14 protein-coding genes and 1 CRISPR repeat array are annotated in these 15,783 nt (G+C 41.5%); of the genes, 9 read left to right on the top strand and 5 right to left on the bottom strand.

The features are described 5' to 3' along the window. Positions 1–56 precede the first annotated feature (56 nt). Positions 57–863, top strand: coding sequence for a septum site-determining protein MinD (gene minD, locus RMX98_RS32275; protein ID WP_104908781.1), 807 nt, complete (start codon positions 57–59; stop codon positions 861–863). Positions 864–899: 36 nt separating this feature from the next. Continuing rightward, positions 900–1,196, top strand: a complete 297-nt coding sequence (gene minE, locus RMX98_RS32270; protein WP_322679321.1) for a cell division topological specificity factor MinE — start codon at positions 900–902, stop codon at positions 1,194–1,196. 189 nt (positions 1,197–1,385) lie between these two features. Here minE and RMX98_RS32265 read toward each other — a convergent pair whose 3' ends face one another. After that, the gene (locus RMX98_RS32265) at positions 1,386–2,402 is read right to left on the bottom strand and encodes a ribose-phosphate pyrophosphokinase (protein ID WP_322679320.1); all 1,017 of its coding nucleotides are present in this window, start codon (positions 2,400–2,402) and stop codon (positions 1,386–1,388) included. Positions 2,403–3,157: 755 nt separating this feature from the next. Here RMX98_RS32265 and RMX98_RS32260 point away from each other — a divergent pair. The 6 genes from RMX98_RS32260 (at position 3,158) to bioD (ending at position 9,549) form a co-directional block, all read left to right on the top strand. Beyond that, positions 3,158–4,144, top strand: a complete 987-nt coding sequence (locus tag RMX98_RS32260; RefSeq protein ID WP_322679319.1) for a decaprenyl-phosphate phosphoribosyltransferase — start codon at positions 3,158–3,160, stop codon at positions 4,142–4,144. Positions 4,145–4,191: 47 nt separating this feature from the next. Further along, the gene (locus RMX98_RS32255) at positions 4,192–4,776 is read left to right on the top strand and encodes a YqeG family HAD IIIA-type phosphatase (RefSeq protein WP_322679318.1); all 585 of its coding nucleotides are present in this window, start codon (positions 4,192–4,194) and stop codon (positions 4,774–4,776) included. A 52-nt stretch (positions 4,777–4,828) separates the two neighbouring features. Then, positions 4,829–5,164: an SMR family transporter gene (locus tag RMX98_RS32250; protein ID WP_322679317.1), complete on the top strand. Its 336-nt coding sequence runs from the start codon at positions 4,829–4,831 to the stop codon at positions 5,162–5,164. Positions 5,165–5,363: 199 nt separating this feature from the next. Next, on the top strand, positions 5,364–6,929 hold the full coding sequence (locus tag RMX98_RS32245; protein WP_322679316.1) for a glycosyltransferase family 39 protein: 1,566 nt from the start codon (positions 5,364–5,366) through the stop codon (positions 6,927–6,929). Between the two features lie 170 nt (positions 6,930–7,099). After that, on the top strand, positions 7,100–8,860 hold the full coding sequence (locus RMX98_RS32240; RefSeq protein ID WP_322679315.1) for a protein kinase domain-containing protein: 1,761 nt from the start codon (positions 7,100–7,102) through the stop codon (positions 8,858–8,860). Next, positions 8,860–9,549 carry a dethiobiotin synthase gene (bioD, locus tag RMX98_RS32235; protein WP_322679314.1) on the top strand — a complete coding sequence of 230 codons (690 nt, stop codon included), beginning with the start codon at positions 8,860–8,862 and terminating at the stop codon, positions 9,547–9,549. Before RMX98_RS32240 ends, bioD begins: the two co-directional genes overlap by 1 nt. Positions 9,550–9,632: 83 nt before the next feature. Here bioD and RMX98_RS32230 read toward each other — a convergent pair whose 3' ends face one another. Next, the gene (locus RMX98_RS32230) at positions 9,633–10,523 is read right to left on the bottom strand and encodes a phosphorylase (protein ID WP_322679313.1); all 891 of its coding nucleotides are present in this window, start codon (positions 10,521–10,523) and stop codon (positions 9,633–9,635) included. A 268-nt stretch (positions 10,524–10,791) separates the two neighbouring features. On the opposite strand from RMX98_RS32230, the gene RMX98_RS32225 reads away from it, so the two are divergent. Then, positions 10,792–12,054 (top strand): HhoA/HhoB/HtrA family serine endopeptidase, encoded by a 1,263-nt coding sequence (locus RMX98_RS32225; RefSeq protein WP_322679312.1) that lies wholly within the window; start codon positions 10,792–10,794, stop codon positions 12,052–12,054. Between the two features lie 370 nt (positions 12,055–12,424). On the opposite strand, the gene aroF is transcribed toward RMX98_RS32225, so the two are convergent. From aroF to rpsO, 3 genes are all read right to left on the bottom strand, one after another. Next, positions 12,425–13,483, bottom strand: a complete 1,059-nt coding sequence (gene aroF / locus RMX98_RS32220) for a 3-deoxy-7-phosphoheptulonate synthase (protein ID WP_322679311.1) — start codon at positions 13,481–13,483, stop codon at positions 12,425–12,427. A gap of 283 nt (positions 13,484–13,766) precedes the next feature. Continuing rightward, on the bottom strand, positions 13,767–14,237 hold the full coding sequence (locus RMX98_RS32215; protein ID WP_322679310.1) for a PAM68 family protein: 471 nt from the start codon (positions 14,235–14,237) through the stop codon (positions 13,767–13,769). A 10-nt stretch (positions 14,238–14,247) separates the two neighbouring features. Then, positions 14,248–14,517 carry a 30S ribosomal protein S15 gene (rpsO, locus tag RMX98_RS32210; protein ID WP_094343580.1) on the bottom strand — a complete coding sequence of 90 codons (270 nt, stop codon included), beginning with the start codon at positions 14,515–14,517 and terminating at the stop codon, positions 14,248–14,250. Positions 14,518–15,001: 484 nt separating this feature from the next. Further along, positions 15,002–15,679: direct repeats of the CRISPR family, unit length 37 nt; unit sequence GTTTCAATCCCTAATAGGGATTTTAGTTGATTGCAAT. Positions 15,680–15,783 lie beyond the last annotated feature (104 nt).

The raw sequence follows: 15,783 nt of genomic DNA, 5'->3' as shown, positions 1-15,783 counted from the left end.
TATACTGCAATTTACTGTTTTATATTTCCTGAACCCTCATTGACCGCATTTCTATCATGACTCGCATTATTGTGATTACCTCCGGCAAAGGAGGAGTGGGTAAAACCACAGTTTCAGCAAATTTGGGCATGGCTTTAGCCAAAATGGGGCGTCAAGTTGCCTTGGTTGATGCAGATTTTGGTCTGAGAAATTTGGATTTGCTACTAGGGCTGGAAAACCGCATCGTTTATACTGCGGTGGAAGTCTTAGCCAGAGAGTGCCGTCTAGAACAAGCCTTGGTAAAAGATAAACGCCAACCCAATCTCGTACTTTTGCCGGCAGCCCAAAATCGCTCGAAAGATGCAGTCACACCCGAACAGATGAAGTTATTGGTGAATGCACTAGCGCAAAAGTATCAGTACGTAATTATTGATAGCCCTGCCGGGATTGAAAATGGGTTTAAAAATGCGATCGGCCCAGCAAAAGAAGCGCTAGTTGTCAGCACACCAGAAATTTCCTCAGTTCGTGACGCTGACCGAGTAGTGGGATTACTAGAAGCACAAGGTATCAAGCGTGTTCATTTAATAATTAACCGCATCAGACCCTCAATGGTGCAAGCAAATGATATGATGTCAGTGCAAGATGTTCAGGAACTTCTCGCCATTCCCTTGATCGGGGTAATCCCTGACGACGAGCGTGTTATTGTATCTACCAATCGCGGCGAACCCCTAGTGTTAGCGGAAAATCCCTCTTTAGCTGCCACAGCCTTTGAGAACATTGCTCGTAGATTAGAAGGAGAAAGTGTCGAATTTCTGGAGATCGACTCGTCCCAAGACAGCATCTTCGCTCGGATACGAAGGTTGTTCAGGACAAAGATTGTCTAACTTACTTTTCCAGTCTCCGCGCCAGACCTATTCGTAATGATTGAACTTCTAGAAAAACTTTTTTCTCGCGGTCCTGATAGCAGTCGAACTCAAGTTAAACGTCGCCTGCAATTGGTGATTGCTCACGATCGCGCTGACTTAGATCCTCAAACGTTGGAAAAAATGCGGAAAGAAATCCTAGATGTAGTCTGTCGCTATGTCGAAATTGAGACAGAGGGCTTGGAGTTCTCTCTAGAAAGCAACCAACGAACCACAGCTTTAATTGCTAATTTGCCCATCCGCCGGGTGAAAGGTGCTATACCTGAGTGGGAAAGGGGTGATAAGCCTCTCTAGTTTTCATTTTAAGTATTATTTTATAATCCTATAAAACCACCATGGCTCTTTGCACGATGGCGTGTAATGACTGTGTTAGTATAAGTAATTATGCGGAGATAATATAATTTTTGTATCTGCAAAAAACCCACACTGTGCCCGATAAAGAGGACAGTATGGGTAATTTATGGCAATAACGTAAATGACAGTCTAGCGAAACATACTGCTGACTGAAGTATCTTCATGAATCCGCCAGATAGTTTCTCCCAATAGATTTGCTACTGATAGCACCACTAATTGTGGAAAACGATTGTTCTCTGGTATTGGAATCGTATTAGTGACAATGACTTCCTCAAATAAGCCACTGGACAATCGCTCCATCGCTGGTGGAGAGAATACTGCATGGGTTGCACAGGCGTATACCTGACGCGCTCCTTCTTCACGCAGCAATCGCGCCCCTTCAGCGATCGTGCCCCCAGTGTCGATCATATCATCCACTAAGACTGCCGTTTTGCCTTTAACATCGCCAATGACATTTAACACTTCTGCAACATTATGTGCCTGACGACGTTTGTCAATAATTGCCAGGGGAGCATCATCCAGTTTTTTCGCAAATGCCCTAGCTCGTGCTACACCACCAACATCGGGGGAAACAACTACCAAGTCTGGCAGCTGTTTGCTTGCTAGATAATCCAGCAATACTGGTGAACCATAAACATGGTCAAAGGGTATATCGAAATAGCCTTGAATCTGAGCCGAGTGTAAATCCATTGCTAGAACACGGTTGGCGCCAGCTTCGGTGATCAAGTTAGCAACCAACTTTGCAGTTATTGACTCTCGTCCTGCTGTTTTGCGATCGGCGCGGGCGTAGCCGTAGTAGGGAATTACTGCCGTCACCTGTCGCGCAGAAGCCCGACGACAAGCGTCAACCATAATCAATAATTCCATCAAATGATCGTTCACGGGTTGACAACATGGCTGGATTAAATAGACATCACAACCCCGAATCGATTCTTGGATTTGAACGTAAAGTTCTCCATCCGCAAATCTTTTGCGAATCATAGGCCCCAAGTCCATGCCCACATAACGAGCAACTTCTTGAGACAGTTGTATATTGGCAGAGCCAGAAAACAGCCGCAGGCGATGATTATCGTTCAGTCCTGTTGCAGATGGTTGCATTTTGAAACTTGCAGAACTGAGCACAGCAGATCCTTTATGTGCATTCATAGCAATATTATCATTAGAGATTTAATAGATTTAACCGAGAAATAGCCTAAAAAAACATCTGTGAGTTTTGTTGAAGCTTCCATACAAAATTTAAACATTTATGCATAAAATTATCATTTGCTAATTATCTAGTCTTCTTGACAAACAAGTTATTGATAGCTTAACTGAGATCAAGTCTATCTACTAGGTCTATAGTTCAATTTTTTGAGGTAGAGGTAAATAACCCTAATCGCTTAAACATTATTGATGTAATAGGTTCTTCTAACTCCCTCATTTCATTTATATATAGCGTTTCTCTACCCTTGTGAGATACAGCAACCCCCTAAGAGCAAGCGATGAGGGGGCTATGATGTACCTTATATGATTAGGAAACGCTATATAACTGACAGCAAAGGATTTACCACTCAAATCATATTCAAGAGTTTGTTCTCATACAGTATAGCACCTCTGCCTAAGTAGTAAATAAGTATATTATTATTCAAAAGCTTACGCATTGACAAAAGCGACAATTATACAAATTGGAAGATAAAGCAGTAATCAGATTTGGTACATACACAAACAAATTTTTAGATAAAGATTTAATAAAGATTAAATAAAGATTGAATAAAGATATTATTTTTAATACTAAAACATTACTTAACAAGAGTATTATCATCTAGGTATATTTTTGTAAGTATTTTTACTAAATTTTTTTAATTAAATTGAAAAATTTACTCAATATAATTCCCTGAAACCTTGAAGCAGCAGGCACACTTATGGCTTATCGACGTACTTCTGTAGTAGAGAAATCTTTAACTGCCATAGCAACTAATTCCAAGAAATCGGGATACTACTTAGCTGCTATGCGGCCGCGACAATGGACAAAAAACCTGGTAGTGTTTGCAGCACCATTGTTCGCATTTAGCATAAATCTGCAATCTCTGCTAGGCAGTATATTCGCATTTGTATTATTTTGCTGTGCATCAAGCGGCTTCTACTTAATCAATGACATCGTAGATGTTGAATCTGATCGTCAGCACCCTGTAAAATGTAAGCGACCAATAGCAGCAGGATTAGTTAGCATCCGTGTTGCTACTGGGATGGCATTGGTGCTGTTGGGTAGTGCTCTGATTTTTGGGTGGTTGCGATCGCCCCAGTTGGGTGCAGCCATAACTGGATACGCCCTGTTGCAGGTTGCCTACAATCTGCGAATCAAACGAATGGTGATTTTGGATGTTGGGGCGATCGCTACCGGATTTGTTCTACGAGCTTATGCTGGTGCTGCTGCTACTAATATTGTTTTATCATCTTGGTTTTTAATCTGTACCGCCATGCTGGCCCTATTCTTGGGAATTGAAAAGCGCAAGGCAGAACTGCGGTTATCAAAAATAAAAGGCAGCAAGCCTCGCTCTGTCCTCAAATACTATTCCTTGCCTTTGCTGGGTCGCATGGAAAATGTTGTTACCACTTGCACCGTTGTCACCTATGCTCTTTGGAGTGCGGGCCCGTATCTACACGGAGCGCCCACGTCTTGGATGCTATTGACTTTGCCCTTTGTTTTGTATGGAATTTTTCGCTATCAACTGCTGAGTGACCCTGAAGAAATTGCCAGTTATAGTGACGAGATGATTGAACAAGGTGGACGTAGTGAGCGACCAGAAGAAGTTTTATTGAAAGATTTGCCTATTCTGTTAACTGTCGTTGGTTGGGTGTTAACTTGCTTTGTGATTCTCTTGCTCAAACATCAAGGGCTAATCGAATAAATCTGGTTGGTAAATAGGCCAATGGCAGAATTTTCGGGACTTTGCGGATGAAAAATTTCAAAACTTTGTTGATGAAGCTGGCTAAATTTGATATCAAAGAAAAACACTATAAGCTTCCACGACATATCCATACCCTAGCTCAAATAAAAATTGATCAAATCAAGATTTGTGGTATTAAAGGAATTATTCTTGATTTAGATAACACCATTATTTCTGAAGACGATCGCTATCTATCTCCTTGGGCAGAAGATTGGATTACACAAGCAAAGTTAGCTGGATTGCAATTTTTTATCCTCTCTAATGGTAAACGCCGCTATCGTGTAAAATATTGGTCTTATCGTCTTGATATTCCAGCGCTCAGTCCAGCGAAAAAACCCTTTCCCCCTGCATTTCGACAGGCTATAACCTATATGCGGTTGCCAGCAAAACATATACTAGTCGTTGGCGATAGTTTGCATACTGATTTTGTAGGAGCATTACTTTGTGGATGTAGCTTCATACAAGTTGCTACTCTACCACACCCGCCCCGATGGTGGGAAAAATTTGCTGGAAAATGGGTACAAATATCTTACCCATCAGCAGGAGAACTTTGGGATTTTGATGATGCTGCTGGTTATGAAAGTTTCTTCTAAATTGCTCTTTTGAGCAAAAAATATCACTTTATAAATTGAGTAAATTTTTACCATGAATAACCCGATAGTTTTTAGCTTACTGATTTTAATCACAGTGGGATTAAATACACTAGCTCAGAATTTATTAAAACTAGGAGCAGGGCAAAATCCATTAAATATCTATTTATTGGGAGGAATTTGTACTTATGGTATAAGTACGATTTTTTATGTGGTAGTTTTAAGTAAATTGAATTTATCTGTTGCCTATCCAGTAGTAATAGGATTAACAATTATATTCACAATGATCGCTGGTGCTGTGGTCTTAAGAGAAAAAATCTCAATTTCCCAATGGTTAGGAGCCGGTTTGATGTTGAGCGGTATCTGGGCGATCGCTTTAAGTAAACATTGAGATAGTATTTAAAAAATAGTTAAGTTATGTAATTAAAAGTGTCAGGACATCAAACACTTGTATCCTAGCATTACCAATATACTAACCTTAACTAATTACAGCGTTTGCAAGTATTCGCCTGATTCATTGTTGTGCAAGTTGCAATGAAAGAAGGTATACCGCAGCAATTTTTATGGTGTCATGCAGGGGGAATAAAGTTATGATTAAAATCCTTAATCAGAGATGGTCAAAATATTATATCTCTGTTTTAATAGTGATTTTTTTGAGTGTTTTCCTCCGCTTCTTTATGTTATCAAATCAGAGTTTTTGGTTTGATGAGGGTTTGAGCTTAAATAATTCTGATGCATCGACAATTCAAGAGAGTATTTCGAGAGTTAGACACATAAGAGATAGTGATAAATTTCAACCACTGTATTTTATAGTTCTGTTTTTGTGGCGTCAGGTATTTGGTGAAAGTGAATTTGCCCTTCGCTCACTCTCTGCCGTTTTAGGAATTGGCTCGACTATCGTTATATTCTTTACTGCTTTGCGAATATATGGAAAAAAGCACGCTTTCTGGTCTCTGCTAATTGTAACATTCAGTTCTTTCTGCGTTTACTACAGTCAAGAGGCAAGAATTTATGCCTTAGCAATGTTTATAGCTTCACTTCAGTTATATTTCTTTAGCACGGTATTAGTTAAAAAGAAAGGTAATCAAGCTATTTCTATCTGGCTATTTAGTATTTTTACTGCAATAGGAATTTTTACTAATATTAACTTTTACTTTTCAACTGTAGCTTTATGTATATCTCATTTTGTCATTTATAGAAATTTCAGGCAATGGCTGCAATGGTGGCTTCCTGCTGGGTTTTTATCTTTACCGCCAATTTTCTATTACTTTACTTTACCAGGAGCAACTAATCCCGAAAGCGTTTCGGTTTCTCGCTTGGGATTTCCGATAATTCAAAATATTATTTTTGTGTTGAATGGAATTTTAGTAGGGACAACTTATGGGCCTTCAACAGAGCAGTTGCGCGGTGATGATAAAGTGCAGGTTATGCTTCATTACTGGCCTCACATATTATTATTGGTAATTGTTGCTACTGTAATTTTTTTGGCTTTAATAAAAGTTTTATTGAGACATAAAAAAAATCACAGAAATCAGCATCCTGATTACTTTTTTGCTTGTGTTTTTGTAATGACATTTTTGCTAGGATTACTCCTAGCCATCGTTACAAAATTTAATTGGGTACCGCGTCACTCTTATTATCTTTGGTTCCCACTTGCGATGCTTATTCCATCTGTTTTGAGTCCAAAACCTGGTATTAGCTCAAAGCGTTATGGAATTTCTTATCTAGCTAAAATTGCTGTTATATCTTTGATAGTTTTGAATATTTATTCTCTTTTTAACTACTACTTCAATAATAACTATCAAAAAGATGACTACCGCTCTGCCGCCCAGTATCTGATAAAAAATCAGTCACCTTCTACAAAATCTGTATTTTTATTTGCTAGTGCCAGATTGTTGAGACACTACGGTTATACTCAAGCTCTGAATGGAAGCGATTTAGGAAATCAGTTAAGAAAGGGAATCGTTGATGAACATTTTGCCGAAAAAATTGAACAATTAACAAGTAATGCCGATATAGTTTTGATCGTAGTTAATCGTGAACATCTATTTCCCAAAGGATTGATTGAAAAACAGATGAGTGATTTGTATAATCTAGATTCTCAAGTTAATTTTACATATTTCAAAATTTATCGTTTTCCCAAGAAGAGAAATTGAATTGGGCAGTGGCGACTCTTAAGTTTTGGAGTAGGAAACAACCTTGCTCTGGTAGGGCATACTTGTTGGGTATAGTAGAATATTGCCGCAGGTAACTGTCTGTCGCCTCTTGGACTTAATCTTTGTGGGTGACTTCCTCTTCAGTTGCTACTACACTCAATTAATCGATCATGCAACCACCGATTACAGTTGGCACTGTCTTGCAAAATCGTTACCGCATAATTCAAATCCTCGGACAAGGAGGATTTGGGAGAACCTATCTCGCAGAAGACCAAAGGCGCTTTAACGAACTTTGCGCGATCAAGGAATTGATTTCAACAGCAACCGAGGCTCTGGCTTGGGAGAAGGCACAAGAGCTCTTTCATCGAGAAGCTGCGATTTTATATCAAATCGAACACCCACAAGTACCTAAATTTCGGGAAAGATTTGAGCAAGACCAACGCTTATTTTTAGTGGAAGACTATGTTGCAGGTCAGACGTACCTGACTCTGCTGACTGAACGTCAAGCTGTGGGTCAAACTTTTACAGAGGCTGAAGTATTACAGCTAATAGAGTTGTTACTGCCTGTTTTAGAGCATATTCACAGCCGAGGGATTATTCACCGAGATATCTCGCCAGAAAATATTATTTTGCGAGATAGTGATGCTAAACCCGTGTTAATTGACTTTGGGGTAGTAAAGGAACTGGCAACGCGTTTACGATCGCCAAATAATCCCCTGCCAGAAACCACCGTGGGAAAATTAGGCTACTCTCCTAGCGAACAAATGCAAACAGGGGGAGCTTACCCTAGCAGCGACTTGTATGCGTTAGCGGTGACAGCGATAGTTTTGCTGACAGGTAAAGAACCAAGGGATTTATTTGATGAAAACCAATTAACTTGGAATTGGCAGCAGAGGGTAAAAGTGAACCCGCGATTTGCTATGGTGTTGAATCGAATGTTGAATCATATACCGAGCGATCGCTATCAAAGTGCTGCTAGTGTAGCTCAAGCACTACAACCTCTACATCAAGTCAGTCTTCCTTCCCTGAATGCCTCTAATTTACAGACAATGGCTGTTGGTCGCCGTCCTGACTTAGTAAAACCAGCAGCTTCGCCCAAGAAACCCGATCCGGTGATTCCACCAAGTCCCTCTAGCTCAGTTTTGGATAATCCATTAGCGATCGCCGCAATTGGCTGCGCTGTCGTAATCGTCGCCGGATTCGGTTCTTGGGCGCTGGTAAGTTCCATTCGCAGTCAGCCGAAAACACCAGATGAGACGCTTCCCCAAAATTTCCCTTCACCAGTAATTTCTGGTGGTACTACATTCTCATCTACGCCTACACCCACTAGCGAACAACCTGTTGTATCTAGTAAGCGCCTCAATTTGGAAGCAAATAACACAGTCACAGTTCAAGATACTCTCAAAACCAATCAAATAATCAGGTACACTTTTTTTGGACAGCAAGGTGACAAGCTAACTGCCTTTATCGACCCAGGAAGCAATGTTTTGCTAACAGCCTTAAGTCCCAATCAACAACCAATTGATATTAATGCCCAACAAGTAACAGCTTATCAAGGCATATTACTCGTTACTGGTAGATATACTATTGAATTAACTCTGGTTCCAGGAGTTGCCGAAAGCAATTACAACCTCAATGTTGCATTAGCAAAACCAGTCAAACCAATTCCCACGGAAACACCCTTACCAACTCCCACAGCAACACCTTTACCAACTCCCACAGAAACACCTTTGCCAATTCCCACAGAAACACCTTTACCAATTCCCACAGAGACACCTTTACCAATTCCCACAGAGACACCCTTACCGATTCCCACAGAAACACCCCTGCCAATTCCCACGGAGACACTCTTGCCGATTCCAAACACTACTGAAACGCCAACTTTGCCGCCGATTGATGGAACACAACCATTTTCTGGGCAAAGAAATTAATGTTAAACACACTACTGATTACTGGAACTGATACCGAAGCTGGTAAAACTGTTTTAACAACAGCATTAGCAGCCTATTGGCAAAAATATTACCCGCAGCGTCGCTGGGGAATCATGAAACCGATTCAATCGGGAATTGGCGATCGCGAGTGGTATCAAAAGCTATTTGTGCTACAGCAATCTGCTGAAGAAATTACACCTTTGTACTTTCAAGCACCTCTGGCTCCGCCGATCGCCGCCGCACGAGAAAATCGCCGCGTAGATTTAGCAGTAGTTTGGCAAGCTTTATCTAAGTTGCGATCGCAACGTGATTTTGTGCTTGTAGAAGCCTTGGGAGGATTAGGTTCGCCCATAACTGAAGAATTAACGGTAGCTGATTTGGCGGGGGAATGGTGTTTACCAACAGTATTGGTAGTACCAGTCAGGTTGGGTGCGATCGCTCAAGCAGTGGCGAATGTAGCATTGGCTAGACAATCGCGCGTCAATCTCAAAGGTATTATTCTCAACTGCATACAACCCCGAACAGATGCAGAAATAGCCGATTGGACACCACAGCAATTGATTCAATCACTCACTAACACACCAGTTTTAGGCTGCTTACCCTATCTAGATAACCTGACTGATTTAGATAAACTTGCTCAAATAGCATCGGATTTAGATTGGGAAACACTAACATTACAGAACGATTAAAGTAAAAGGGACTGGGAATTAGGGATTAGGGATTGGGTGCCAAACCCTTAAAAAGTTGATATTACTCAAGAAAGGTAGAGGGGTTAAGATACAGCAACATTTTTCAGGATAGTCATTGGCCCTTGGGCTTTAAGAATCTCCATTTCTGCTGCGTTTCGCACAAGTAGCGCACCTGCGAATCCCAATGAATTCACAGAGATCGAATGAAAATGCTCCTGCGATCGCGGTACGATCAACATCCACTCTCGTGTTGCTAGCAAATTGTAAGCACCAGATTGACTGGGATCTAAACCCACAGCCTGACGCAAAGTCCGATAAACTTCTAGGGTTGCTTGGGCTGCTGCAAATGGCGACTCCACCCAATCAGGATCGAGAGGTGCAAAAGCGTGTAGAAAAGGAAGTCCTGGTATTACCCTTGAGTCCTGAAGTTTTGTTGTTAGCAAAGATTCAATCGGTATCTGCGCCCCTGAAGGTGCAAGTGGTAGAGGAACTAATTGTAAGTGCTTGTGTCGCTGACTAGCACCTGCGGTTTTGCTACTGTTGTAAAACGCTAAACCATCTAAATCAGCCAAACACACCCACATAGCCGTAAAATCTTCTAGGGTGAGTAAGCTTTCCTGTTCCTCGAAACCACGGGTGATGATTAACTGATGATAATCAACAACATTGAATTTATTTAAAATACATACATGAGTATCAGAAATATCCGCTACAAATAAATCTTCTTCGTAGGGCAAAAAAGGATTAAACTCTTGACCAGACGTAGCAGATTGTTTTTTCTGTTTTTCATCGGCTGCTTTTTTGCGATTCAGGTTAGACAATATCCGCACTAAAAAGCGCACGTTATCCTGTTCGACAAATTCAAATTCTGTGGCGATCGACAGTAATGCCCCGCATTCCAAAGCATATTCAGTCTGTTTTTTGACACTTGTCCATAAAGTACCAGGTTTAAGTAAGATTTTACCCTGTGTCATTTTATTCCTTCAGACATGGATGAAACACGCTATCGGGACGCATATCTATGCGCCTCTACCAATGACTATATTGCAATACACTTCAGTTACAGCGCTTTTTAAGTAATTGAATTTCCCAGTCTCAGTTATGGTCTCAACACCTGAAAAATGCAGTGAAATGCGATAAGTAAAATACCAAACCTTTCACAACAACGCAATACCTTTGCAACAAAACTGTCATAAATAATATCTACATTAGTAATACATCTAAATATCCTTCCAGACAGCAATGCAAAACGAATCTCGCGACAGAGAACACCCATCAAATAGCATTTCACATAACACTGCTGATACTAAATACCATAATCGAGCACCCTGGAAAAAGGCTGCCGCCTCTCTATCGCTGGTGCTGCTGGGATCAGGTATGACTTTGGCAGGCGGTTATATGGCTGGACACTCTCAGCAGGTGTCTGAAAGTGCATCTAATTTGGCAGTAAGTCGAGTCAGTGCTGCTCCTCCATTACCAGCAGGTGCAGATCCTAACTTTGTTACCCAGGTTGTGCAAAAGGTAGGGCCCGCAGTGGTGCGAATTGACTCTTCCCGAACCGTAAAAACCCAGTTACCAGATGAATTTAACGATCCACTTTTTCAACGCTTCTTTGGCTCCCAACTACCAGAACAACAGAATCGAGTAGAACGGGGTACTGGTTCAGGTTTTATTATTAGTGCTGATGGTCGTATTCTCACCAATGCCCACGTAGTTGATGGTGCTGATACGGTAACAGTAACACTTAAAGATGGACGTAGCTTTAAAGGAAAAGTGTTAGGAAAAGACGAGTTGACCGATGTTGCCGTTGTCAAGATTCAGGCAGATAATCTACCGTTAGTAGCCTTGGGTAACTCAGATCAGCTGCAACCCGGAGAATGGGCGATCGCGATCGGCAACCCTCTGGGACTAGATAATACAGTAACTACCGGAATCATTAGTGCTACGGGACGCAGTAGCAATCTCATCGGCGCTCCTGATAAGCGAGTAGAGTATATTCAAACCGACGCAGCAATTAATCCTGGTAACTCTGGTGGGCCCTTGCTAAATGCCCGTGGCGAGGTAATTGCTATGAATACAGCCATTATTCAAGGGGCACAAGGATTAGGCTTTGCTATTCCCATCAACACAGCACAACGCATTTCTAGTCAACTAATATCTACAGGTAAAGTAGAACATCCTTATTTGGGAATTCAAATGGTGGGGTTAACGCCTCAGCTAAAACAAAATATCAACTCAGATCCCAATAGCGGTTTGAGTGTGAATGAAGATAAAGGTGTATTAGTTGTGAAAGTTGTGCCAAATTCGCCAGCCGCAAAAGCAGGGATACGTGCTGGTGATGTGATCCAAAAGCTTGGTGGTGAAGTAGTTACAGATGCCAGCAGTGTCCAAAAGGCAGTAGAAAATAGCCGAGTTGGGGGCGATTTACGTATGGAATTAAGCCGGAATGGGCAGAATCTTAACATAGCTGTCCAACCTGGCGCTTTCCCCACGCAAGTACAATAGACTTCTTGGCATTTGTCGGGAAAAGGGAAGGGGAAGGGGAAAAAATTCTGTATTGTCCCCTTCCCCTCAATACTGCTCGGGTTTTGGATTTTTAACTCGGAGTTGGGTTGGGGGAAAAGGTTAAAGGGTAAAGGTTAAAGGTTTTTTCTTTCCCCTTTCCCCTTTCCCCCTTCCCCCTTCCCCTTAACCGACAAGTATTGCCCTTCCCCTTTAACATGAACCCCTTTTCCCCCTCTTGCAAAAAGCACTTTTGCAAGAGGTCTAATAATCACCGTGATTTATCAAAACTCCCCGACATCTTAACGAAGTCGGGGAGCTTGTTTTTCACCAATGATTCAAGATTGCTATAGCAAGAAGTTGCAACAAAATTTTAAGCTAGAGCTACTGCTGATTGCTGCCAACGTCCCACAGCCTTACCAATTACTGCTAATTCTTGCATCAAGTTATCAAAACGGTCTGGTGTCAGAGATTGGGGCCCGTCTGATAAAGCTTTGGCAGGATTGGGGTGAACCTCTATCATCAGGGAATCTGTGCCAGCTGCGATCGCAGCCATTGCCATTGAAGGCACAAACTCAGACCAACCTACGCCGTGGCTAGGGTCAATCATGATTGGCAGGTGAGTCAGCTTTCGCAACACTGGCACTACCGATATATCCAGCGTATTTCGCGTATATTGGCGGTCAAAGGTGCGTATTCCCCGTTCACACAAAATTACATTGGGGTTGCCAGATGCTAAAACATACTCGGCTGCCATCAACCAATCTTCAATTGTAGCTGCCATTCCCCGCTTCAAAAGAACAGGTTTCGGCTGTGCTCCCACTTTTTTGAGCAAGGAGAAGTTCTGCATATTCCTTGCCCCCACCTGGATCACATCAGCAATTTCTGCTATTTTATCCAGGTCAGCAGCATCCATCACTTCTGTAATAATACCTAGTCCACTGACTTCGCGCGCCTTTGCCAATAAATCTAAAGCACTCTCGCCGTGTCCTTGGAAGGCGTAAGGTGAAGTCCGAGGTTTGTATGCCCCTCCGCGCAAAAAGGTGGCTCCAGCAGTCTTGACGCGTCGCGCTGTCTCCACGATCATTTCTTCATTTTCTACAGAGCAAGGGCCAGCAACAACTACCAGAGGGTGGTGTTCACCAAATACTACCGCTCCATTGGGAGTATTAACCACTACTTCCGAAGCTTCACCGTGGCGGTACTGGCGGCTGGCTCGTTTGTAAGGTTGTTCAACCCGCAAAACCTGCTCAATCCAAGGGCTAACTTCCTGAACTCGTAATGGATCTAAGTTGGCAGTTTCACCTACTAGACCAATAACTACTTTGTGTTGACCAATAATTTTTTCTGGAGTTAACCCCCAGCTAGTGAGTTCCTCATCAATGCGGTTTATTTCCGCTTCTGGAGAACCACTTTTCATTACTATAATCATGTTAAAGTTCCTAAGTAATTGAGTAAAATTTTCTGTAAATGAGCTAACTTTATTGTTGCCTATTGGCCCAATTACGAGTACTTGAAAATAAAGTTTTTTTACAAAATTGAGTAAGTAAATTGTAGCGCCCAGTCAGTATTTTTACTACTAAGTAACTGAAGATAGAGTATAAAAAATATTATATGATTTTAATTAGCAATGTTGAAGTTATAAAATTTAAACTTCAACATTCGCTTTTTTATTTACCCAATACCGCAGTTACTTAATTTCTGAGCGCCGTTCATTATGAATTTTTTTGCCGAGTTTCGCGCCAAGCTTCCACCATTCGTCCCCAATTGGTGTTGAATTCACCCAAACCAAGCAAGCTTCCGACTTTTTCTTCATCCCAAGAGGCAGAGAGAACGCCATAAGTTATCCCTAAGACCCCCAAACCAAATAATCCCATATTCACCAATAACACGGCGATGGGAGGTAGTTTGATGTCGGAGTAGCTAGCAAGCAGATAGCTAACTACTAGAGCGCTAATGCCCAAAGCTGTTGGTACACCACAAAACCCGGCTACCCGTCGAATCATCCTCTGGCTGACTACTTGGGGGATTGCCATCTCTTGTTTGGTGTAACGCGCTTTTTTCTCAGCCTGTTTGGTAGATTCTTGTGGCTGTGCTGCTGGTTTACTTTGAGTTTTTGCGGGTTTTTGGCGCTTTTTGTTTGGTTCAAAGGGCAAGCGACTGCGTTCAGATTCTTCAGCAGACATAAGCGGTGTCCTATCCACGAATACCGAGACGAGCGATCAATGCTTGATATTTTTCCCGACTTTCCTGCGATATATAAGCTAAAAGACGCTTACGCTGACCAATTAACTTCAACAGTCCTCGGCGGGAAGAATGGTCTTTTTTATTTGCCTGGAGATGTTCGCTGAGGCGGTTAATGCGCTCAGTGAGCATGGCAACTTGGACATCGGCCGAGCCAGTGTCGGTTTCATGAACTTGATAAGTGGAAATTATTTCTTGTTTCCGCAGTTGCGTCAGAGCCATGATCGATTCAGTTTCTAGTTTTTCTAAATGTATGTAGCAGTCTCCCATAATATCACAGCCCTCAAGCTGGATGTGAATTGACCTGTTTTGCTACAATTTGTATGTTTTTATACTAAATAATCAAGGAGCCAAATTTCTATGATATTTCGTTTCCATCTCTAGTGTTGATTGCAATCTGTATCTTTGCAAGCAGCAGCCGATAAAGTGAGTAGAAAATCTGGCGTTGCATAAAATAGGGATGAATTATTGAACCGCGAAGACGCAAAGTGCGCGAAGGAATTAGGTTTATGAATTCGCAAAAATTAAAAAACATCCCGCAAATATGCAACGCCGAAAATCTTAATGCTCCATTGGATCATCTCGTCCAATACCGAGCGATCGCAGTTTGGCTTTAACATCTTCCCATTTTTGTCCACAGTAGAAGTATTTTTTTTCCTGAATATCAGCCAAGTAAAAACCGGGCTTGTTGATGTTGTAGATTGTCGTTTCAATCCCTAATAGGGATTTTAGTTGATTGCAATTTATTACTGTGGGTAATGTGGCGGTTCAGATTAGTTTCAATCCCTAATAGGGATTTTAGTTGATTGCAATAAAATCAACACGCCGACTATTTGGAAAAATGCCTGTTTCAATCCCTAATAGGGATTTTAGTTGATTGCAATTCTAAAGTTTTCATAAGTTAATGCCTTTACTTAGTGTTTCAATCCCTAATAGGGATTTTAGTTGATTGCAATGCAAGAATAGAGCTAGCAACCTCACAAGTAAAAGGTTTCAATCCCTAATAGGGATTTTAGTTGATTGCAATTTTTTACATCAGTGGGCGATTGTTTGAATGCGTGTTTCAATCCCTAATAGGGATTTTAGTTGATTGCAATGTTGTCGCTTTAGGTACTCGCATCTCACGAATGAGTTTCAATCCCTAATAGGGATTTTAGTTGATTGCAATAGAAGTGATGAGTCAGGTTGGGAGTGCGGCGGGTAAGTTTCAATCCCTAATAGGGATTTTAGTTGATTGCAATATCTTAGCTCCTTATAATTTATAAGTCACAGAATTTAGTTTCAATCCCTAATAGGGATTTTAGTTGATTGCAATAGCATTGGCTTTTGAATTTGCAGCTTCACCAAGTTTCAATCCCTAATAGGGATTTTAGTTGATTGCAATATGCGTTCATTGTTCTCTGAGATTGCCACAGGACTTACGCAACTGTCACAAGCAATGGCGCGGTGTAGCCGCGCCGCGCGCCAAGCAACTACACGATAAACATG

Source organism: Nostoc sp. DedQUE02 (genome assembly GCF_034531035.1).
Taxonomy (GTDB): Bacteria; Cyanobacteriota; Cyanobacteriia; order Cyanobacteriales; family Nostocaceae; genus Nostoc.
This window is presented reverse-complemented; position numbering and strand designations above follow the sequence as displayed.